Here is a 21,736-nt window from a genome sequence, read left to right on the forward strand (position 1 = left end):
TCTGCGAGGATGCTGGGCACATCCGGGAAGTGGCACCGGCCGCGCACGGTTCCCGCCGGGTCCCGCCGCACCGGCCGAGCAGCCGTTGTACGTTCAGCACCGCGTCCAACCCATCGATCCGCGGAGCAACAGGTGCAGACCATCGTTATAGCCGGTGCCGGCATGGCCGGCCTCACCACCGCCGAAGCGCTGCGAGAGGCAGGCTTCGACGGAACCATCACGCTCGTCGGTGACGAACCCCACCGCCCCTACGAGCGGCCACCGCTGTCCAAAGAAGTCTTGACCAGCCAGAATTCCGGCAAAGGCGTGTGGCTGCGCACCGACGACGAGCTCGCCGCGCTCTCCCTGGACCTTCGCCTGGGAGTGCGGGCCATGGCGCTGCGCCCCAGTGACCGGGCAGTGGAGCTGTCCGACGGGACCTCCCTTGTCGCCGACGCCGTGGTGGTCGCCACCGGGGCCCGGGCCCGCCGCCCCCGCACCGACCTGCCCGGCGTCCACGTCCTCAGAACCCTGGACGACGCCGAAGCGCTCCGCGCCGACCTGCTGCGCTACGGCCGGGTCGCAGTCGTGGGAGCGGGATTCCTCGGCGCTGAAGTCGCTGCCAGCGCCCGCGCCCTCGGAGCAGAGGTCACCCTGCTGGAAGCCGCGGACACGCTGCTGCCGCGGGTCGTCGACCCCCGGATCAGCGCGGTCTTCGCGGAACTCCACCGCGACCACGGGGTGGACCTGCGTCTCGGAGTGCCCGTGACCTCCTTTGCGGGCACCCACCGGGTCGAGCGGATCGAACTGGCCGACGGAACCTCCGTAGCGGCCCCCGTCGTCGTCGCCGGGATAGGGGTCCACCCCAACACCGAGTGGCTGTCCGGATCGGGGGTGCTGCTCGACCCCGAGGTGGGCGGAGTCTCCTGCGACCCGTACTTGGCGACCTCGATCCCCCACGTGTACGCCGTCGGCGACCTCGCCGCCTGGCCCCACCCCCGCTACGGCGGCCGGATACGGCTCGAGCACTGGGCCAACGCTGAAGAGCAGGCGCGCCTGGCCGCCCACAACCTGCTCGCCGGGGAAGGAGCCCGGCGCCCCTACACCCCGGTGCCGTATTTCTGGTCCGACCAGTACGGCCGGAAAATCCAACTGCTGGGCCAGGCCTCCCCCGCCGACACCGTGGAGATCGTGCACGGCTCGGTGGCGGACCGCAAGTTCGTCGCCTTCGTCGGCCGCCAGGACCGGCTCGTCGGAGTGCTGGGCATGCGGTCCACACCCCGGGTGATGCGCTACCGCCCCCTCCTGGAAGAACCCACATCCTGGGCCGACGCCCTGGCTGCCGCGCAGCAGTAGCGGGAGGGCTGCCGCGCGGCAGCCCTCACACGCTCACACTTCAGCGAACCGGTCGAGCGCTTCGATCAACTGGTGCAGGATGCCGGGCTCGGTGAACGCGTGCCCGGCATCGTCGATCAGGTGGAATTCCGCCTGCGGCCAGGCCCGGTGCAGTTCGAAAGCGGTCTTCGCCGGGGTGCAGACGTCGTAGCGGCCCTGCACGATCACCCCGGGGACACCAGCGAGCTTGCTCGCATTCTCGATGAGCTGCCCAGGGGTGAAGAATCCGCCGTGGACGAAGTAGTGGTTCTCGATCCGGGCGAACGCCAGGGCGTACTCGGGGTCGGCGTAGGCGGCGCGCAACTGCTCGTTCGGGTACAGGGTGGACGTGCTGGCTTCCCACACGCTCCACGCGCGGGCTGCTTCGAGGCGCACCTGCGGGTCAGGCGAGTTGAGCCGCTGCGCGTAGGCGCCGATCAAGTCGTCCCGCTCCTCTTCGGGGATGGGTGCGAGGTACTGCTCCCAGGCGTCCGGGAAAAGATAGGAGGCGCCGCTCTGATAGAACCAGAGCAGCTCCTCGCTGCGGAGCGTGAAAATGCCGCGGAGGACGAGTTCGCTGACCCGTTCGGGATACTGCTCGGCATACGCCAAAGCGAGCGCACTCCCCCACGACCCGCCGCAGACCAGCCACCGCTCCACCCCCAGCATGCGGCGCAGCCGTTCCATGTCTGCCACCAGCGTCCACGTGGTGTTGGTGTGCAGTTCGGTGCTCATCAGACTGGCGTGCGGCGTACTCCGCCCGCAGTTGCGCTGGTCGAACAGCAGCACCCGGTACCGCTCCGGGTTGAACAGCCGACGGTGGTCGGGAGTGCAGCCTGCCCCGGGGCCCCCGTGCAGGAACACCGCGGGTTTCCCCTCCGGGTTGCCTACAAGCTCCCAGTAGATCCGGTGGCCGTCGCCGACATCGAGCATTCCGCTGTCGTACGGTTCGATCGGCGGATACAGCGTGCGCATCACCACGTGTCCTTACATGCTCTAGGTCTGCGGTAGAAGACCGGAATCGCGTAGGCGGCAACGGTAACAGCCCAGGGGCGGGGCTGCGGCGCCACGGAACCGCGGTTCTCCTGCCCGGCGCCGGGGTATCACCCGCGCCCCTCGACCGGTCCCGGCAGCCCTTGGATAGCGGTCCGACCACCGTATCCCCGGCCCGCCGCTTCCCACTCGTCGTCGGCCTGCACCGGGCGCGAAGAGGGGTTCTTCACACCACGGCACCTGCCCCCAACGGGGAGTCGCCGCAATAGGCTGCGATACGAGCGCGTTAGGGTTTTTGCGTACCCGCCAACCACGTTTTCCGTTCCAGCCGCACCAGGCCTGGACTGGAATGAGCGGATGACTAGCCGGATCCCGGGAGCCGACACACCAATCCGCGATGCGCCTGCTGCAAGCTCCACAAGGGCTCGCAACCGCGGCATTGAGGCCCGCCACCGCGCCTTTGGATAGCCACTGAGCCCGCCAGTCAGGGGAACAAGGATAAAGGAACCGCCCATGTCGAGGACTAACGACACACGTGTCGTCAGCTACCAGCCACTCGTCGCTCCCCACGACCTCCTGGCCGAACTGCCGATGGGCCCCGAGCGCACGGCACTAGTCGAGGAAGCCAGAGCCGAGGTGAAAAAAGTACTCGATGGGGAGGACGACCGGCTGCTGGTTGTCGTGGGACCGTGCTCCGTGCACGACCCCGAGTCCGCCCTGGACTATGCACGCCGTCTCAAGGCGCTGATCCCGTCCGTCTCCTCTGAATTGTGCGTGGTCATGCGGGTGTACTTCGAAAAGCCGCGCACCACCCTGGGATGGAAGGGCCTGATCAACGACCCCGGGCTCGACGGGAGCTTCGACGTCCACCGGGGCCTGCGGACCGCACGCAAACTGCTGCTCGACATCGGCTCCCTGGGCGTGCCCGCCGGCACCGAATTCCTCGACCCGATCACCCCGCAGTACATCGCGGACGCGGTGACCTGGGGAGCGATCGGTGCGCGCACCACGGAAAGCCAGGTGCACCGCCAGCTCAGCAGCGGCCTCAGCATGCCCGTGGGCTTCAAGAACGGCACCGACGGCAACGTCCAGGTCGCCGTGGACGCCTGCCGGGCCGCAGCCAGCTCGCACACCTTCTTCGGCGTGGACCCGAGCGGCAGCGGCGCGGTCGTGTCCACCTCCGGCAACCCGGACTGCCACGTCATCCTGCGGGGCGGCCGCTCCGGCCCCAACTACGACGCGGACAGTGTCGCCGCCGCGCTCGACACCATCGAGGCCGCGGGCCTGCCGCGCCGCCTCATGATCGACGCCAGCCACGCCAACAGCGGCAAGGACCACCTGCGCCAGCCGGGCGTGGCCCAGGCCATCGCCGCCCAAGTCGCGGAAGGCCAGACCGGAATCATCGGGGTCATGCTGGAGAGCTTCCTGGTGCCCGGCGCCCAGAAGCTCGGCGACCCGGCCAAGCTCACCTACGGCCAGAGCATTACGGACAAGTGCATGGGTTGGGAGACCACCGAGGAGGTCCTGGCCCATCTGGCCGACGCCGTGCGCAGCCGCCGCAAGGCCACGTCCTAAGCACTGCCCAGCGCCGGTGCGCGGCCTCCTCCCCCATCTGCCCGCCGCGCACCGGCGCTCCTTGCTCGGCGACCACGCACTGCTAGGCTGAGAACACCGAATGCCCGCACGTCCCAGCCCAGGGACCGCTGCGCTGCCCGGTTTACCGGTGACCTTCCCGGTGCGCACCGGGGCGCCAGCCCTATGATTGGCACCGCCCCGGCAGACGGGACAGCGCTGTGCCACAGTCTTTCGCCGAAGGTGCAGACGAGCGCAGTTGAGGCCCTCTGGCGGACGCCATAGCGGGGGCGGCGCTCACCAGCCTCCGTTCACACCACCCTGTTCTTCGGGAGCGTCCATGACCCAGCCTCCGACCAGCGATGCCCGCACGACACCGCTGTATGACACCCATGTGGCTTCCGGCGCCACCATGGTGGAGTTTGCTGGCTGGCTGATGCCGCTGCGCTACCGCAGCGAAAGCGCCGAGCACCGGGCCGTGCGCGACGCCGCTGGACTGTTCGACCTGTCGCACATGGGGGAGATCCGGGTCCACGGCCCGCAAGCCGCCGACTGCCTCGACTATGCGCTGGTGGGACAACTGTCCACGCTCGCCGTGGGACGCGCCCGCTACACCATGATCGTCACCGAGCAGGGCGGCGTCCTCGACGACCTCATCGTCTACCGGTTGGCGGACGACGACTACCTCGTCGTCGCCAACGCCGCTAACACTGGCACGGTGGCCGCCGCGCTGACCGAGCGGGCCGCCGGCTTCACCGCGACCATCACCGACGAAACCGCGGACTACGCTCTCCTCGCGCTCCAAGGCCCCCAGTCCGCAGCCATCCTGGGACCGCTGACCGACGTCGACCTGTCGGCTCTCCGCCCCTACGCTGCCCAGCACGGCACTGTCGCCGGCACTGCCGTACTGCTGTCCCGGACCGGCTACACCGGTGAAGACGGGTTCGAAATCTACCTCCGGCCAGGAACAGCGGCCCCGGCGCTCTGGGACACGCTCGTGGAGGCCGGACAGCCGCACGGACTCCTGCCCGCCGGCCTCGCAGCCCGCGACACCCTGCGGCTGGAAGCGGGAATGCCGCTGTACGGCAACGAACTCACCGCCGAGCTCACCCCCTACGATGCTGGGCTGGGCCGGGTCGTCAAACTCGACAAACCGGGAGACTTCGTGGGGCGTGCCGCGCTCGCTGCCCGCGCGTCCTCCGGCCCCACGCAGGTCCTGGTCGGCCTTGTCGGCCGCGGCCGCCGCGTCCCCCGCAAGGGGTACCCGGTGCTCCGCGATGGGGTTCCTGTGGGAACCGTCACCAGCGGCGCCCCCTCCCCCACGCTGGGCAAGCCCATCGCGATCGCGGCTGTCAAAGCGGGTACGGACCTTTCCAGTGGTGCGTTCGCCGTGGACGTGCGAGGCCGCGCTGAAGCGGTGGATGTGGTGGATCTGCCCTTCTACCGACGCACGTCGTGAAGGCGCTGCCTGCGGCGGGTACGCCCTCCCCGTCAGGGCAGGGCAGATCTGAAGGTGTCAGGGCGGCGCACGTCCGCGTGCGCCTCTGCTGAATAATGGACAACACTCCTGGAGAGTCGAATTGAGCGTTCCCGCGGAGCTGGGTTACACCAAGGAGCACGAGTGGGTGGCGATCAACGAAGGGATCGCTACCGTCGGCATCACAGCCTTCGCTGCCGAAGCGCTGGGAGACATTGTCTACGTCGAACCGCCGGAAGTCGGTTCGACCGTCACCGCCGGTGAAAGCTGCGGTGAGATCGAATCTCACAAGTCGGTCAGCGAGCTCTATTCTCCGGTTGACGGTGAGGTTGTCGATGTCAACCAGGCTGCGGTGGACGACCCCGAGTTGATCGGCTCCGACCCTTACGGCCGGGGCTGGTTGTTCAAGGTGGAGCTCGCTGAGGAGCCCGCCGATTTGCTCACCCCGGAGCAGTACACACAGCTCACCGAAGGTGAAGGTTAGGAAACTCATGACCGCCCAGAGCACTTCGCTCACCCAGTCGCTGGCTCAGCTCGACCCTGAGGTCGCGGCAGCCGTGGACGCCGAGCTCGCCCGCCAGCGCGACACCTTGGAGATGATCGCCTCCGAAAACTTTGCGCCCCGGGCGGTGCTGGAGGCGCAAGGCACGGTGCTGACCAACAAGTACGCGGAAGGCTACCCGGGCCGCCGCTACTACGGCGGGTGTGAGCACGTGGACGTCATCGAACAGCTGGCCATCGACCGTGCCAAGGCCCTGTTCGGTGCCGAGCACGCCAACGTGCAGCCGCACTCGGGCGCTCAGGCGAACACCGCCGTGTACTTTGCGCTGCTGCAGCCGGGCGACACCATCCTGGGCCTGGACCTCGCACACGGCGGGCACCTCACCCACGGCATGCGGATCAACTACTCCGGCAAGATCCTCAACGCCGTGGCCTACCACGTACGCGAGTCCGACGGCCTGATCGACTACGACGAGGTCGAAGCGCTAGCCAAGGAGCACCAGCCGAAACTGATCATCGCGGGCTGGTCGGCGTACCCGCGCCAGTTGGACTTTGCCCGGTTCCGGGAGATCGCCGACCAGACAGGCGCCCTCCTCATGGTGGATATGGCGCATTTCGCGGGTCTGGTCGCGGCTGGACTGCACCCCAACCCGGTCCCCTACGCCGACGTAGTGACCACCACCACCCACAAGACCTTGGGCGGGCCGCGAGGCGGGCTCATCCTGGCCAAGGAGGAGCTGGGCAAGAAGATCAACTCGGCGGTGTTCCCGGGGATGCAGGGCGGTCCGCTCCAGCACGTCATCGCTGCCAAGGCCGTAGCGTTGAAGGTCGCGGCCAGCGAAGAGTTCGCTGAGCGGCAGCGGCGCACCCTTTCCGGCGCGAAGATCCTCGCCGAGCGGCTCACCCAGCCTGACGCGGCCGAGGCCGGTATTCGGGTGCTGACCGGCGGCACCGACGTCCACCTGGTCCTGGTCGACCTGGTCAACTCGGAACTCAACGGCAAAGAGGCGGAGGACCGGCTGCACGAGATCGGTATCACGGTCAACCGCAACGCGGTCCCCAACGACCCGCGGCCGCCCATGGTCACGTCGGGACTGCGGATCGGCACCCCGGCTCTCGCCACCCGCGGTTTCGGCGACGCCGACTTCGCTGAGGTCGCCGACATCATCGCTGAGGCGCTCAAGCCGGGCTTCGACGCGGCGACCCTGCGCTCCCGCGTCCAGGCGCTGGCCGCCAAGCACCCGCTCTACCCTGGACTGTGATTGTGCTTGTGCCCGGTGCCTCGGGGGTGCCGGGCACCCGTAGGGCTTGTCGGCCCTCTACGCTTTTCTCTGCGGACGGCGTTCACGCCTCCAGCGCCCTGGGGTCCATCCACACCACTTCCCACAGGTGCCCGTCAAGGTCCTGGAAGCCCCAGGCGTACATTCCCTCGTTCTCTATCGGGTCGATAGACGGCCGTGCCCCCGCTTCGAACGCCCGGTTGACCAGCTCGTCCACTTCTTCTTTGCGGTCAGCGGAGACCGAGATGATGGACTCGGTGTTCTTGGCCGCGTCAACCAGCTCCTTCCGGGTGAACCGGCGGAAGAAATCGCGGGTGAGCAGCATGACGGCACAGTCGTCGTTGATGACCATGCAAGCCGCGTTAGTGTCGGTGAACCGGGGATCGAAACGGAAGCCGAGCGCGGTGAAGAACTCCTGGGACTTCTGCAGGTCCTGTACCGCCACGTTCACAAAGATTTTTCGAGTCACGAGCGCACCGTAACCGGCGGAGCTCCTGGTCAGCCGCAGCCCAGTTCGTGTTTCCCCTAGAGCAGACCGGAGTTTTACCGCCCTTCAGAAAGGCTGCGCCGAAAGATCACAGCTTGCCCCGGCTCTCGGCCGTGCCCCTGGCCCCGCGCCTCTCCGAAAGTATCCCGGTCACGTTTTGACACAGCGCACAGCGACCCGGATCTTCGGCTCTTTGAGCAGGGACAGTTCTCCGATCTTACGTTCCACCGCGTTGTGGACCTCCGCGGTCACCTCGGCGATCCGGTGGGCCTCTGCGGCGGCACGGACCTTGACCCGCTGGCCGAACACGCTGACTCGTGCCTCGCGGACCCCGTCGACTTCACACGCTGCCGTAGTCAAGATCCGCCGCAGCGCCCCTCGGGACACTCCTGCGGCGAAAGTCAGGTCGTGGGGGTGGCCCACGTCCCCGCGCCCCCACCCGGGGAGCAGAGCCAGGGCGATCATCAGCAGGCTGATCAACACCAGTACAGCGGAGGCGACGTGGACCGCGGGGTCGCTCCACCGGGCCGCGGGCGTATCGCCTGCCTGGCCTACAGGCAGCAGGCTCACCGGGCTTCCCGCAAGCGCGGAAATGACCTCTGCGGCAGCCAGCCCGGTCACTGTGACGAGGACACCGCCGACGACCACGACTGCCCACGAACGATACGGCCGAGGTGTGCGGACGGCAGCTTGATCTGCCGATCCGTTCGTCCCGGTCTCTGGACGGGTCAGCACCTCTTCCACCGCTGTCATGCCTGTCCCCCCATTCTCCGGGCGCCGCGTACGCGAGGGCGCCCGCTTCTTCTTCCACCCCGGTACTACTCTGTGAAGATCTGCGCCTACCCGCTTTTTTGCCTTCTGATTCGTGTCACGGAAAGTAATGTCCTGGTGTCCCCCTCCTCTGGGTAAAGTCCTCGTCCCGCGACCCCACTCCGGGACACATCCGGACCTAGACGAATAACTCTTGGACTCCCTTCACCAGCGGAAATGCCCCTTACTCCTCCCATTCCCCATACTTCAATGTGACTTTCATCACGGATTGCATCACACATCTCTCCGCCACACAGCACCGCCAAGCAAATACGGAGTGTGATCAACTTACCGCAAAACAGAGCGTGGCCTATAGCCACGCTCCGTATTCAGACCACCGTCACGGCGCCGCCGGGGCAGCGCTCTCCCCCACCCCGGCCCACCCCCGACGCCAGGAATCAGTGCACCGTCACCGGAACACCACCGTCTTGCTGCCGTTCAGCAGAATCCGGTGCTCCGCATGCCAGTTCACCGCGCGGGCCAGCGCCATCGACTCCAGGTCGCGGCCCACCTCCGTGAGCTGCTCCGGACTGAACGTGTGGTCCACCCGCGCCACTTCCTGCTCAATGATCGGCCCCTCGTCCAAGTCGGCCGTCACATAGTGCGCTGTCGCACCGATCAGCTTCACCCCGCGGGCGTGCGCCTGGTGGTAGGGGCGAGCGCCCTTGAAGCTCGGCAAGAACGAGTGGTGGATGTTGATGATCCGTCCCGCCAGCTTCTGGCACAAGTCCTCAGAAAGCACCTGCATATACCGGGCCAGCACCACCAAGTCGATCTGGTAGGACTGGATCAGCTCCAGGACCCGCGCCTCCTGCTCCGGCTTGGTCTGCGGCGTCACCGGCAAGTGGTGGAAGTCCACCCCGTAAGACTTAGCCAGGAACTCCAAGTCCGGATGATTGGACACCACCGCTGCAATGTCCGCCTTCAACGTGCCGCTGCGCTGGCGGTACAGCAGGTCGTTCAGGCAGTGCCCGTACTTGGAGACCATCACCAGCACCCGCATGCGTACATCACGGCGCCACAGGTCCCAGTCCATCGCGTACTCGGACGCCAACGCCGCCAAAGCTCCGCGCAGCGCATCCTCGTCCACCTGCGGACTTTCGGCGGTGAACTGGACCCGCATGAAAAACCGGCCCGTGTAATGGTCGCCGAACTGCTGGCTCTCCTCGATATTGCACTGGTGGGCGGCCAGAAGGTTCGCCACCGCCGCAACGATTCCACGGCTGTCGGGGCACGACAGCGTCAGCACAAACTCGCGATCACTCATAGTTCACAGGGGACTTTCGACAAGGGAACGGCCGCACCCATCCGCGGTCTCATTAACTCACCAGGGTAACCACGTCGGCCCCGTCCAGCCTTGATAAACCCGTCACGCGTCGCGCATGCCGTCACCCACAGCGACAAACCCGGACAATTCTCCTCAACTGTGGGATGCTCATCACATGAGCAGCCTCCGCAGACGGTACGCAACGGCCACCGCCCACCTGCAGGCCCCCTTCGCTATCGTCGACCTCACGGCCCTCCGCGACAACGCCGCCGACCTGGTACGCCGCGCGGGCGGCACCCCCATCCGCGTGGCCAGCAAATCCGTGCGCTGCCGTGCCCTGCTTCGCGAGGTGCTCGCCTTCCCCGGCTTCTCCGGGATCATGGCCTACACCCTCCCCGAAGCGCTCTGGCTCGCCACCGACCCCGAAAGCGCCGACATCGCCACCGACATCCTCGTGGCCTATCCCACCGTCGACGCCGACGCCATCGCCCGTCTCGCCGCCACCCCCGAAGCGGCAGCCAAAATCACCCTCATGGTCGACTCCGTGCACCACCTCGACCTCATCACCGCCGCCGCCCCCGACCCGGCCGCCCCCATCCGCGTCTGCCTCGACATCGACACCAGTTGGCAGCCACTCGGCCGCGCAGTCCGCATCGGCGCCTACCGCTCCCCGATCCGCACCCCACAGCAGGCCGTCGCCCTCGCCCGTGCCATCGTCCGCCGCCCCCAGCTCCACCTGGACGGCATCATGGCGTACGAAGCCCAGATCGCCGGAGTGGGAGACGCTCCCCCGGGCCGCCCGCTCTACGGAGCCGTGCTCCGTTGGGTACAGCAGCAGTCCCGCCGTGAACTCGCCCACCGCCGCGCCGCCATCGTCAACGCCGTCCAAGACATCACCGAGCTGCGCTTCGTCAACGGCGGCGGCACCGGCAGCCTGCACACCACGAGCCGGGACCCCGCCGTCACCGAAGTCGCCGCAGGCTCCGGCCTCTACCAGCCTCGCCTCTTCGACCACTACCGGTCAGTCAACCGCCGCCCCGCGGCGCTCTTCGCACTCCCCGTCGTCCGCCGACCCGCCCCCGGAGTAGCCACCGTGCTCGGCGGCGGCTACCTCGCCTCAGGCACCCCCGACCCGTCCCGTCTCCCCCAGCCCTACCTGCCCGCCGGGCTGCGGTTCAGCGCCACGGAAGGCGCCGGGGAAGTCCAGACTCCGCTACTCGGAGCGGCCGCCGACACGCTCGCCGTCGGAGACCTCGTCTGGATGCGCCACGCTAAAGCAGGAGAACTCTGCGAACACTTCACCCACCTCCACCTCGTGGAAGGAAACCGCGTGACCGCTACCGTCCCCACCTACCGAGGCGAAGGCAAAGCGTTCCTGTAAGCAGAAACGGGTGGGGCCCGCCAGGAACCGTTCTGGCGGGCCCCACCCGTCACCACTCAACGCTTGCTTCTCCGGCGCAGCAGGACCAGCACACCCACCGCGACCACCACACCGACACCGACCCCGACCAGGAGCGCGGGAGAAGGCGGCTGCCGCAACTCATACTCGGTCACCACCTCGTCCTCCCCGCTGACCAGGATGCTTCCCTCCGGCGGCTCCACGAAGCGGCTGCTCTTGCGACGCACCGGATTCCCGGACGCTATCGCGCGCGCCTCTTCCACCAGTTGACTGCCGGCATGGCGGACTTTCGCCAGTCCGCGCTTGGCCACATTCTTGGGGTGAGTCCGCTCCACAAGCTCGTCGATCGATGCTGCCAGTCGCTGCTGGACTTGCTCGATCTCCGCCTGCACGGCCGCCGGATCACGTTGCGGTCCCACGGGCTTGCGTCTTGGCATACAGCCGCCTCCTTCCGCTACCGCAGGGTGGCCTGCGACGGACTCTCATCCGGGATCTGATCGGTGGTTTTCTCACCAGGCGGACGCGTGTCCCGCAACGCGTTCTCAATTCCGTCGACTACCCGGAAGAAGTCCAGCGTGGACAACCACAGTTTATAGACGATCAAGATCTCGAATACGAGGAGCAGAACACCCGCCGCCACGGTGATCCAAACAACCGCTGTCGCAGAGAACACTGCCGCCAACGGCGCCACGACAAACACCGCGGCCTGGAATTCGATTCCGCTCACCAGGTGAGTGCGGATACGCCGCCTCCGCAGGAAATCCCAGAATTTCTGGTACCAGGGAAACCGGGTCCGAAACCCCTGGTGCAGGTCCACCCGGGGCAGCCGCACATCCGGCTGTTTCCCCGCCTCCCAGTCGGCGCTGTTCTCCTTCTCCGTCTGCGATCGCAGCAGGTCCTCCAGCACCGAAATGCCATGCCGCAGCACCGCCTGCTCCCCCAGGTCGCTCAACGGCTGGCCCGCTGCCCGCTTCTCATCCTTCTCGTCTGACTCCAGCATCGACAGCGTGGCCCGCGCCCATTCCAGCACCGCGGCCAGCCGGGACCGCATCTCCCGACGCACCTTGTACACCTGGAGCGCATTCAGGTAGCGCAGCATGTCGCAGAAGACCACCGCCAGCGCCAACCAGACGAACACGATCCGACCGGTGAGCACGTACTGGCCGCCCATCAGCGCGATCGCGCACACCAGCACCCGGAACCGGTCGAAGACGTAGTCCATCCAAGAGCCGAACAGCGACTCCCTGCTGGTCAACCGAGCGAGTTTGCCGTCCATGCAGTCCGCAAGGAAACACAGGTAGTACAGGACGGCCCCCGCGATGAGAAACGGCCACAAGCCGACCGCGAAACACGCCGCCGCCCCCAGGCCGAGGAGCAGGACCGCCACCGTCAACTGGTTCGGTGTGATCGACGTCCGGTTAGCCACCAGACGGACCAGGCGGATCGCTAACGGATCAACCGCCCACACCGTCCACCACGAATCACGTTCCCGGCACGCACGGACACGCACCTCGTCCAGGGTGTAACTGGGCATTGTGGGTCAACTCCTCGAACACGAAGCCTGGGGAACGCTTCGGCCCTCCCCACCGGCAGCCAGCCGCGCGGCCTGGGATACGGCCCCGCACCTGTGGCGTTCGATGAAACGCGAGGTGGGCTTGGTTAACCTTAAAGGCGGAGGGCCGGCCCGCAACACCCTCCGGTCCGCGCTTCCTCCCCTGCCCGCTCTGCCTGACCGACTCCGCTGATTTCACGACCCTGGCCAGACCAATCCATTTTTTTCCGCTCTTCTGCGTCATTTGCGGACTAGGGTGTGGAAACACGCGTTTGACGCAGAGTCCCCTACTTCGAGGAGTCCACGTTGAGCGAGAACACTATTCGGCTCCACCCCGGCGACATCGCCCCTGACTTCACGTTGAACAGTGCTTCCGGGGCTTCCGTGACTCTCAGCGAAGTGCTCAAAGATCACGACCGGGTGGTGGTGTACTTCTACCCGGCAGCGATGACCCCGGGATGCACCACCCAAGCGTGCGACTTCCGCGACAACCTCCACGACTTCAACAAGGCAGGGCTGACCGTCTTGGGTATCTCCCCCGACTCGCTGACCCGGCTGGCCAAGTTCGCCGAGCAGGAAGGTCTGACCTTCCCGTTGCTCAGCGACCCCGACCGCTCGGTGATGACCTCCTACGGAGCTTTCGGCGAGAAGAAGAACTACGGCCGAATCGTGCAAGGCGTGATCCGCTCCACCTTCGTCATCTCCGCTGGACGCACCGTGGAGCGGGCCTACTATAATGTGCGGGCCACTGGACACGTCGAGCGGCTCAAGCGTGACCTGGGCCTTTAGGGAGTTCACCGCACCACACCCACGCACCTAGCCGGCACCCGCCTGCCCTGTCCCGCACCGGTGAGGGCACGACCGCTGTGGCACGTCCGCACGATTTGCATTTCCCCCCTCTGAACTGCCAATCTCAGACAGAAGGCTTTCCGGTCTCACCACAGCCACGGGAAGTAGACCGAGCCACGGGGCCGTAGCCCAACGGCAGAGGCGGCGGCTTTAGGTGCCGTGCAGTGCGGGTTCGAATCCCGCCGGCCCTACCACAGAAAAACACTGGCCGGAGAGAAGCGGAGAGGATCTCCGTCTTCCTCCGGCCAGTGTCGTCTCAGGTCCGCTGCCGTCCCCGCAGTGCGCTCAGGTGCGGAACACCAGAGCCCACAAGACGACAGAGAGCAAGAGCAGGACGAACAGCCCCACTCCCGCAACGATCACCGCCTGCTTCTTCCGGCTCCGCTTACTGCGGTGCTTACCGGAACTGGTCAAACCCAGTGCGTCGGTCGACTCGCGGATCGCGGTAAGCAGCGCGCTCACCGACTCTGGACGGTGCCGTTGCAGGGCATCGGAGACGTGGCTGACCTGTTCCTGCAAGTTGGTGCGGAGGACTTCGGCACCGGCCCGGAAATGGTCGACCGCGGAAAGCTTCTCGCGCTCCTGCTGGCGGCGCACCGCTTCAGCCATCCGCGCCGCGGTCTCCGGACTGGTCTCCGGGGCCCACGGGGCCAGCGAAGCGATCCGCAGCATCGCGGTGGCGCTCTCCGCCGTCAGCCTCTCGTTAGGGTCGACCTTGAGCAGCCCCGCCAGGACCGGGGCCAGCGGCCCCGCGTTAGCGGCAGGCGGAGGCTCCTCCACGTCGTCGCCGCGCAGAATCGCGATGTAGCCCTTGCGGCCGTACGGAGGGTGCCCTTCCACCGCTGCATACAGGGTGGCGCCCAAAGACCACAGGTCCGAGGCCGGTCCCACCGGGCCCGCTTTAGCCCGCTCCGGGGGCAGATACGACGGCGAGCCGATGATCCGTCCAGAGCTGCTGAGCGCAGACTCGCCGGTCCACGCCGCAAGCCCGAAGTCCGTCAACACGACCCGGCCGTCCTCGCTGATCATGACGTTCTCGGGCTTGACGTCCCGATGCACGATGCCCTCATCGTGTGCGGCCTTGAGCGCACTGATCAGTTGAAGGCCGATCTCAGCCACCCTGGGATACGGCAGTGGCCCCGCGATGTCGATAATCTCGGCGAGCGTCCGCGCCTCGACCAGTTCCATCACGATCCACGGCCGCCCGTCCTCGTTGACCACATCCAGAACGGTGACCACGTTGGGGTGGCTCAGCCGTCCCGCTACCCGAGCCTCGCGGGTGGTTCGGCGGAGCAACGAGTTCCGTTCATCCTCGGTCACGTCGTCCGGGAGACGCAGCTCCTTGATCGCGACCTCACGGTCGAGGACAAGGTCCGTGGCACGCCACACCGTACCGACCCCACCGCGGCCGATGGGCTCGCGCAGCACGTAACGGCCAGCCAGTACGCGCTCACTGCCGCTGGCCTGGCCGTCAACTGTGACAGAAGGCCGTCGGCCGGTGACGTCGGCTTTCGGCCGCTCTGTTGGAGGCTGTTCTATGGACACGGCTTCAGAACATCGGGTCGTGGGCCATGGCGGCCTCCTGTGGACTGCTTACGACGGTCAAGACGGGCAAGAGACGCGTCTTCCCGTTATACCAGCGCCAACCTACATCAGAGCAGGTAGTTGCCGCATTACAGCCGCTTAGGTCCATATTCGTTATCTCCTGTGGGCTGCACCACACGTCACTTGTCGTCTCTTGGGGATTCTTACCGGGAGGGAGCAGGCTTATCACCGGGCGCGGACCACAGCGTTTCCGGGTTCTGGACGGTCACGGGTCCGACACCGAGCTCCTCCAGCGGTCCCCGCAGCGACTCGGCATCGCCCACCACGGTCACCACCGCGTCCTCGGGGTGCAGGTACTCCTGGGCAGCCTGGTTCAGGCCGTCGACGGTCAACTGCTCGTAGCCGGCGCGCAACCGGTCCACGTGGTCCTCGGGCAGGTCGTAGACGACCATTTCGATGAGCGCCCACGCCATGCGCCCAGCGCTGGCGTAGGTGACAGGCAGCCCGACCGTGTGGGACTCGCGGACCGCTTGCAGCTCCTTCTCGGTGACCCCCTCCTGCCGGAGTTGAGCGATCTGCTCCAAGGTCACGGTGATCGAGTGGGCAGTCGTGGGCGCGTCCACCTGGGTGCTGATGAGGAAGACACCGCTGTCCCGCCGCAGGTCGAAGCGGCTTCCCACACCGTAGGTGTACCCCAGCTTCTCCCGCAGTTCCAAGTTGAGCCGCGACGTGAACATCCCGCCCAGCACGTCGCTCATCCCCTCGGCCCGGGGCAGGTCTATCTCGGTGCGGCTCGGAGCGTGGTGGGCCAGCACGAACGCCGACTGCACCGATCCGGGGCGGTCCAGGATGATGATGCGGGGGCGCTCCCCTGGGGCTGTCTCGGGAGCAGTCGTGTGCCGCTGCGGGGCGGGGGCAGCATCCCCGAAGACTGCAGCGCCGAGCTCCTCCAAGTTCACCCCGGACAGGTCGCCGACGACGATGAGGGTCCCCGTCACCGCGGCAATGTGGTCTGTGTGGAAGCTGCGGGCGAGGTCCGGGGTGAGCCGCTGCTGGTAGACGTCTCCCCCGCTGAGCGGGACCGCGTAGCGTCCCGTGAAAAGCTGGCTGCCCACGGCCCGCGCGGCAAGCGTGGAAGCAACCGAGTTCTCCAACCGGAACCTTTCGGCGAGCTGGTCTCGGCGGCGCACGATGTCGTCGGGGCGCAGGGCCGGGGACCGGACCGCTTCACCGAGGAGAGCCACCGCGTCTTTGAGCCGCTTGGTCGGGGCGTCAACGCCGGTGATGAAGCTGTCCCAGCCGACCCGGCTCACCCATTCCGCGCCATAGCGTTCCAGCGCGGGAGCCAGGGAGCTGTTGCCGTCGACACCGTCCTCGAGCGCCTCGCTGACCAGCATGGCGGCTCCCCGGTATTCGTCGGATTCGATGTTCGCTCCCGCGGGATGCACCAACCGCACCGCGGCATAGGGCTGACCGGGAAGGTCGAGGGCGATGACGGTGCCGCTGCCCACCTTGACACGGGTGGGCTTCGGGAAGACGTAACGGGCCGGTTCGCCAAGTGCGGGACGTGGCTGGAGGCTGGTCAAGAGGACTCTCCTGATTCTCTTGTCTGTGGTCGATGCGCGGACTGTCGGTGACGGCTCTGGCTCAGGCGTTGGCGGTCTCGCTGGGAGCGACCTCGTAGCGGAGCGAGAACCGGTTCTCCGGGATGAGGTACTGCTTGGCGCAGTCCACCACCTCGTCCGGGGTGATGGAGGCCCAGCGCATCGGCCAGGTGTACACCAGTTCGGGGTCGTCGAAAAGCTGGGTGTAGCCGCTGAGCGCGTTGGCGAGTCCAGCAGGGGTGGAGATGCCCTGGAAGTGGTCGCGTTCCAGTACGGCGCGGGCCCGCTCCAGCTCCTCTTCGCTGATTCCGTCGGCCAGGGCCGCGGTCTCTTCGAAGATGGCGTTTTCCAGTTCGGAGCCGCTCACCCCGTCTCGGGCGATCATGCTGATGAAGAACAGGGACTGGGTGTAGCGGAAGTCGAAGAGGTCTGAGGAAGCGCCGCCGTCGTCGTTGGCCAGCCCTCGCTCCACCACCAGCCTGCGGTAGAGACGGCTGCCCTGCCCTTGGCCGAGAACCGCGGAGGCGAGGTGCAGAATGTCGAACTCACGGGTCCCGTACGGGGGGATGCGGTGGACGATGAAGACCGCGGGGGCCGGAACCTGCTCTTCCACGACCAGGCTCTTGGAGCCGAGCAGTCCTTCGAGCGATGCATCGGGGGCCTCAGCCACGGTCTCCCGCGGCGGGATACCACCGAAGTACTTTTCGACCCGACGGTAGACGTCCTCGGAGTCCAGAGAGCTGACCACACTCAACACGAGGTTGTCCGGCCCGTAGTGGGTCTTGTGGAAGGAAAGCACGTAGTCGAGGTCGGCGGCGTCCAGGTCCTCCATGGAGCCGATCGTGGGGTGGTGGTACGGATGCCCCTCCGGGTAGGCGTGGGCGAGGATGCGTTCGAAAGCGGTGCCGTAGGGTTGGTTGTCGTAGCGCTGGCGACGCTCGTTCTTGACCACGTCCCGCTGGTTGTCCAAGACCTCCTGGGTGACCCCGTCGCGTAGGGTAGCGAGCCGGTCCGCCTCCAGCCACAGGGCGAGGTCGAGCGCGTGTTCCGGCACCGTCTCGTAGTAGTTGGTGCGGTCGCTGGAAGTGGAGGCGTTAAGTTCCCCGCCGAGCGCCTCGATCAGTCTGAAGTGTTCGCCTTTAGCCGCGTTGCCGCTGCCTTCGAACATGAGGTGTTCGAAGAGGTGGGCGAATCCGGTCCGGCCAGGCACTTCGTGGCGAGACCCGACGCCGTACCACAGGTTGATCGCCGCCACCTGCCCGGTGGCAGCCGGAGCAGTAACCAACCGGAGACCGTTGTCCAGTCGGTACTGCCTGATGTGTCCGGCCGCGCCGTTGCTCGTCACCAATCCCTCTACCCCCTGCTCAGCGGATGTCATGTTGATCATTGAGCCTATAGCCCTCGAACAGCGGACGGATATCGCCGTACCGCTCCTTCGGGACACCCTATGGGTCTCTCCGCTACTGTCGCGAGTTAACGAACCGATCCAGTCCGCCCCCAGCAGAAACGGAGCAGGGTGAGCGTACGCCATCCCGCTGACTGTTGGACGCGCTCAAGCAGAGAATGGTTGTTGCCGTGAGACTCGGACTGGACAACAGTGGACGACGGATACGTGGCCGATATCCGTTCCCCGGATAAAAAAATTGGGCCGCCTACATAAGGCAGCCCAAAAACAAATAGCTCCAGAAAAAGAAAAAGGAGGGCGGGAAAGGAGAATCTCTGTCCTCCTACGTCCACCCTCCTTTTTGCGTGTGTGTACGGCGGTGTCCTACTCTCCCACCCCACCACAGGGCAGTACCATCGGCGCTGGGCGGCTTAACGACCGGGTTCGGAATGGGACCGGGTGGACCCCGCCCGCTATGACCGCCGTAACCCTCACACCCCCACCAACCACAACCCACAGGCTCTAGGTCATGGGGGAAACCTTCACGCGTGTGTGTTCGTGTGTGCGAGCTGTCCTGTATCTGTGGTGGACAAGCCCTCGGCCGATTAGTACCGGTCAGCTCCACCCCTCACAGGGCTTCCACATCCGGCCTATCAACCCCATCATCTCTAGGGGGCCTTACCCACTCAACGGTGGCAGGAGACCTCATCTTGAAGCAGGCTTCCCGCTTAGATGCTTTCAGCGGTTATCCCTTCCGAACGTAGCCAACCAGCCATGCTCCTGGCGGAACAACTGGCACACCAGAGGTTCGTCCGTCCCGGTCCTCTCGTACTAGGGACAGCCCTTCTCAAGTCTCCAACGCGCGCAGCGGATAGGGACCGAACTGTCTCACGACGTTCTAAACCCAGCTCGCGTGCCGCTTTAATGGGCGAACAGCCCAACCCTTGGGACCGACTCCAGCCCCAGGATGCGACGAGCCGACATCGAGGTGCCAAACCATCCCGTCGATACGGACTCTTGGGGAAGATCAGCCTGTTATCCCCGGGGTACCTTTTAGCCGTTGAGCGACGCCGCTTCCACACGCCGACGCCGGATCACTAGTCCCTGCTTTCGCACCTGCTCGACACGTCCGTCTCACAGTCAAGCTCCCTTATGCACTTACACTCACCACCTGATTGCCAACCAGGCTGAGGGAACCTTTGGGCGCCTCCGTTACCCTTTAGGAGGCAACCGCCCCAGTTAAACTACCCACCAGACACTGTCCCTGAACCGGATCACGGTCCCAGGTTAGATGCCCGAAACAGCCAGAGTGGTATTTCACCAACGCCTCCACCCGAACTAGCGTCCAGGCTTCACAGGCTCCCACCTATCCTACACAAGCCATCCCAAACACCAATGTCAAGCTGTAGTAAAGGTCCCGGGGTCTTTCCGTCCTGCTGCGCGAAACGAGCATCTTTACTCGTAGTGCAATTTCGCCGGGCCCGTGGTTGAGACAGCGGGGAAGTCGTTACGCCATTCGTGCAGGTCGGAACTTACCCGACAAGGAATTTCGCTACCTTAGGATGGTTATAGTTACCACCGCCGTTTACCGGCGCTTAGATTCCCAGCGTCGACACCCAAAAGGCATCTAACCGGTCCTCTTAACGTTCCGGCACCGGGCAGGCGTCAGTCCGTATACCGCGTCTTACGACTTCGCACGGACCTGTGTTTTTAGTAAACAGTCGCTTCCCCCTGGCCTCTGCGACCCCACACAGCTCCAGACGCACGGTCCTTCACCGCACAGGGCTCCCCTTCTCCCAAAGTTACGGGGACAATTTGCCGAGTTCCTTAACCACGGTTCACCCGAACGCCTCGGTATTCTCTACCTGACCACCTGCGTCGGTTTAGGGTACGGGCCGTCCACACACTCGCTAGAGGCTTTTCTCGGCAGTACGGGATCACTCACTTCGGCTCAACGCCTCGACATCACGCCTCACCCACAACAGAGCACGGATTTGCCTATGCTCCGGGCTACACGCTTGACCCGGGACAACCACCGCCCGGTAGAGCTACCCCCCTGCGTCACCCCATCACTTACCTACTACTCCCTTGGACCCCACACCAACACCACCCCCACCCACAAAGGACAGGAGCAGCGCCAGTCTGGTTAGCATCAGAAGCCTCGGTATTGGGCGCGTGCGGACGGGTACGGGAATATCAACCCGTTATCCATCGACTACGCCTCACGGCCTCGCCTTAGGTCCCGACTTACCCTGGGCGGATTAACCTGCCCCAGGAACCCTTAGTCAATCGGCGCACACGTTTCTCACGTGTGTCACGCTACTCATGCCTGCATTCTCACTCCCACGCAGTCCACCACACGATCACTCGGCGGCTTCACCCCACGCAGGACGCTCCCCTACCACACCAACCACACCCACAAAAGGCATGATCAGCATCCACGGTTTCGGCGGTGTGCTTCAGCCCCGCTACATTGTCGGCGCACAATCACTCGACCAGTGAGCTATTACGCACTCTTTCAAGGATGGCTGCTTCTAAGCCAACCTCCTGGCTGTCACAGCAACTGCACAACCTTTCCCACTAAGCACACACTTAGGGGCCTTAACCGATGATCTGGGCTGTTTCCCTCTCGACCACGAAGCTTATCCCCCGCAGTCTCACTGCCGCGCTAGCTTCACCGGCATTCGGAGTTTAGCTGACCTCAGTAACCTTGTCGGGCCCATCAGCCAACCAGTCGCTCTACCTCCGGCAAGCACCACGCGACGCTGCACCTAAATGCATTTCGGGGAGAACCAGCTATCACGGAGTTTGATTGGCCTTTCACCCCTACCCACACCTCATCCCCCAGGTTTTCAACCCTGGTGGGTTCGGGCCTCCACGGAGTCTTACCCCCGCTTCACCCTGGACATGGGTAGATCACCCCGCTTCGGGTCCACAGCATGCGACTCAAACGCCCTCTTCAGACTCGCTTTCGCTACGGCTCCCCCACAACGGGTTAACCTCGCCACACACCATGACTCGCAGGCTCATTCTGCAAAAGGCACGCCATCACCCCACCACAAGCAAGGCTCTGACGGCTTGACAGCACACGGTTTCAGGCACTCTTTCACAACCCCTCACCGGGGCACTTTTCACCTTTCCCTCACGGTACTCGTCCACTATCGGTCACCAGGACGTATTTAGGCTTAGCAGGTGGTCCTGCCAGATTCACACGGGATTCCCCGAGCCCCGTGCTACTCGGGAACGCACCCAACACCCCGCCCACGGATTTCACCTACAGGACTCTCACCTTCTACGGTGCCGTTTCCCACCGGCTTCGGCTATCCGCAACGGCAGTGCTCCAGGCCGGCAGACCCAGACAGGCACGCCCCACAACCCCACACGCGCAACCCCTGCCGAGTATCACACGCGCATGGTTTAGCCTCATCCCCTTTCGCTCACCACTACTCAGGGAATCACTCTTGTTTTCTCCTCCTGCGGGTACTGAGATGTTTCACTTCCCCGCGTTCCCACCAACTGCCCTATACATTCAGGCAGCGGCGACGTGCCATCACGCACGCCAGGTTCCCCCATTCGGACACCCACGGATCAACGCTCGGTTGGCAGCTCCCCGTGGCCTATCGCGGCCTCCCACGTCCTTCATCGGCGCCTGGTGCCAAGGCA

16 protein-coding genes, 1 tRNA gene and 2 rRNA genes (1 of these 19 cut by a window edge) are annotated in these 21,736 nt (G+C 65.5%); 8 read left to right on the forward strand and 11 right to left on the reverse strand.

Annotated features, from left to right (window positions below; all coding sequences use genetic code 11):
* Positions 1-132: 132 nt before the first annotated feature.
* A complete protein-coding gene (locus TFU_RS11645) occupies positions 133-1,335 on the forward strand; it encodes an NAD(P)/FAD-dependent oxidoreductase (RefSeq protein WP_011292771.1) in 1,203 nt (400 codons plus the stop codon).
* A 33-nt stretch (positions 1,336-1,368) separates the two neighbouring features.
* Here the strand turns inward: TFU_RS11645 and pip are convergent, their stop codons facing one another.
* Complete coding sequence (gene pip, locus TFU_RS11650) at positions 1,369-2,328, reverse strand: prolyl aminopeptidase (protein ID WP_011292772.1); 960 nt, start codon at positions 2,326-2,328, stop codon at positions 1,369-1,371.
* A 531-nt stretch (positions 2,329-2,859) separates the two neighbouring features.
* Here pip and TFU_RS11655 point away from each other — a divergent pair.
* The 4 genes from TFU_RS11655 to glyA all read left to right on the forward strand — a co-directional run bounded on the left by TFU_RS11655 (position 2,860) and on the right by glyA (position 7,158).
* Positions 2,860-3,921 (forward strand): 3-deoxy-7-phosphoheptulonate synthase, encoded by a 1,062-nt coding sequence (locus TFU_RS11655; RefSeq protein ID WP_011292773.1) that lies wholly within the window; start codon positions 2,860-2,862, stop codon positions 3,919-3,921.
* A gap of 337 nt (positions 3,922-4,258) precedes the next feature.
* Positions 4,259-5,377: a glycine cleavage system aminomethyltransferase GcvT gene (gcvT, locus tag TFU_RS11660; protein WP_011292774.1), complete on the forward strand. Its 1,119-nt coding sequence runs from the start codon at positions 4,259-4,261 to the stop codon at positions 5,375-5,377.
* Positions 5,378-5,498: 121 nt separating this feature from the next.
* Positions 5,499-5,879 (forward strand): glycine cleavage system protein GcvH, encoded by a 381-nt coding sequence (gene gcvH, locus TFU_RS11665; RefSeq protein ID WP_011292775.1) that lies wholly within the window; start codon positions 5,499-5,501, stop codon positions 5,877-5,879.
* Positions 5,880-5,886: 7 nt separating this feature from the next.
* Complete coding sequence (glyA, locus tag TFU_RS11670; RefSeq protein ID WP_011292776.1) at positions 5,887-7,158, forward strand: serine hydroxymethyltransferase; 1,272 nt, start codon at positions 5,887-5,889, stop codon at positions 7,156-7,158.
* 82 nt (positions 7,159-7,240) lie between these two features.
* Here glyA and TFU_RS11675 read toward each other — a convergent pair whose 3' ends face one another.
* The 3 genes from TFU_RS11675 to purU all read right to left on the reverse strand — a co-directional run bounded on the left by TFU_RS11675 (position 7,241) and on the right by purU (position 9,740).
* Positions 7,241-7,645, reverse strand: a complete 405-nt coding sequence (locus TFU_RS11675; RefSeq protein ID WP_011292777.1) for a VOC family protein — start codon at positions 7,643-7,645, stop codon at positions 7,241-7,243.
* A 168-nt stretch (positions 7,646-7,813) separates the two neighbouring features.
* Positions 7,814-8,311 carry a DUF6286 domain-containing protein gene (locus TFU_RS11680; protein ID WP_234351653.1) on the reverse strand — a complete coding sequence of 166 codons (498 nt, stop codon included), beginning with the start codon at positions 8,309-8,311 and terminating at the stop codon, positions 7,814-7,816.
* Between the two features lie 571 nt (positions 8,312-8,882).
* Positions 8,883-9,740 carry a formyltetrahydrofolate deformylase gene (gene purU / locus TFU_RS11685; protein ID WP_011292779.1) on the reverse strand — a complete coding sequence of 286 codons (858 nt, stop codon included), beginning with the start codon at positions 9,738-9,740 and terminating at the stop codon, positions 8,883-8,885.
* 175 nt (positions 9,741-9,915) lie between these two features.
* Here purU and TFU_RS11690 point away from each other — a divergent pair, with 175 nt between their 5' ends.
* The gene (locus TFU_RS11690; RefSeq protein ID WP_011292780.1) at positions 9,916-11,121 is read left to right on the forward strand and encodes an amino acid deaminase/aldolase; all 1,206 of its coding nucleotides are present in this window, start codon (positions 9,916-9,918) and stop codon (positions 11,119-11,121) included.
* 56 nt (positions 11,122-11,177) lie between these two features.
* Here TFU_RS11690 and TFU_RS11695 read toward each other — a convergent pair whose 3' ends face one another.
* Positions 11,178-11,576: a DUF3618 domain-containing protein gene (locus TFU_RS11695; protein WP_011292781.1), complete on the reverse strand. Its 399-nt coding sequence runs from the start codon at positions 11,574-11,576 to the stop codon at positions 11,178-11,180.
* A 17-nt stretch (positions 11,577-11,593) separates the two neighbouring features.
* Positions 11,594-12,673: a CDP-alcohol phosphatidyltransferase family protein gene (locus TFU_RS11700; protein WP_011292782.1), complete on the reverse strand. Its 1,080-nt coding sequence runs from the start codon at positions 12,671-12,673 to the stop codon at positions 11,594-11,596.
* A 324-nt stretch (positions 12,674-12,997) separates the two neighbouring features.
* Between TFU_RS11700 and bcp the strand changes: the two genes are divergently transcribed.
* Together bcp and TFU_RS11710 are read left to right on the forward strand one after the other, a co-directional pair.
* Positions 12,998-13,480, forward strand: a complete 483-nt coding sequence (bcp, locus tag TFU_RS11705) for a thioredoxin-dependent thiol peroxidase (protein WP_011292783.1) — start codon at positions 12,998-13,000, stop codon at positions 13,478-13,480.
* A 178-nt stretch (positions 13,481-13,658) separates the two neighbouring features.
* Positions 13,659-13,734, forward strand: a tRNA-Leu gene (locus TFU_RS11710).
* 91 nt (positions 13,735-13,825) lie between these two features.
* On the opposite strand, the gene TFU_RS11715 is transcribed toward TFU_RS11710, so the two are convergent.
* From TFU_RS11715 to TFU_RS11735, 5 genes are all read right to left on the reverse strand, one after another.
* Complete coding sequence (locus TFU_RS11715) at positions 13,826-15,085, reverse strand: serine/threonine-protein kinase (protein WP_011292784.1); 1,260 nt, start codon at positions 15,083-15,085, stop codon at positions 13,826-13,828.
* A 203-nt stretch (positions 15,086-15,288) separates the two neighbouring features.
* Complete coding sequence (locus TFU_RS11720; RefSeq protein ID WP_011292785.1) at positions 15,289-16,671, reverse strand: M16 family metallopeptidase; 1,383 nt, start codon at positions 16,669-16,671, stop codon at positions 15,289-15,291.
* A gap of 61 nt (positions 16,672-16,732) precedes the next feature.
* Positions 16,733-18,076, reverse strand: coding sequence for a M16 family metallopeptidase (locus TFU_RS11725; protein WP_011292786.1), 1,344 nt, complete (start codon positions 18,074-18,076; stop codon positions 16,733-16,735).
* A 368-nt stretch (positions 18,077-18,444) separates the two neighbouring features.
* Positions 18,445-18,560, reverse strand: a 5S ribosomal RNA gene (rrf, locus tag TFU_RS11730).
* Positions 18,561-18,658: 98 nt separating this feature from the next.
* A 23S ribosomal RNA gene (locus tag TFU_RS11735) occupies positions 18,659-21,736 on the reverse strand; it runs 27 nt beyond the window's last position.

The sequence above is a fragment of the Thermobifida fusca YX genome, from assembly GCF_000012405.1.
GTDB lineage: Bacteria > Actinomycetota > Actinomycetes > Streptosporangiales > Streptosporangiaceae > Thermobifida > Thermobifida fusca.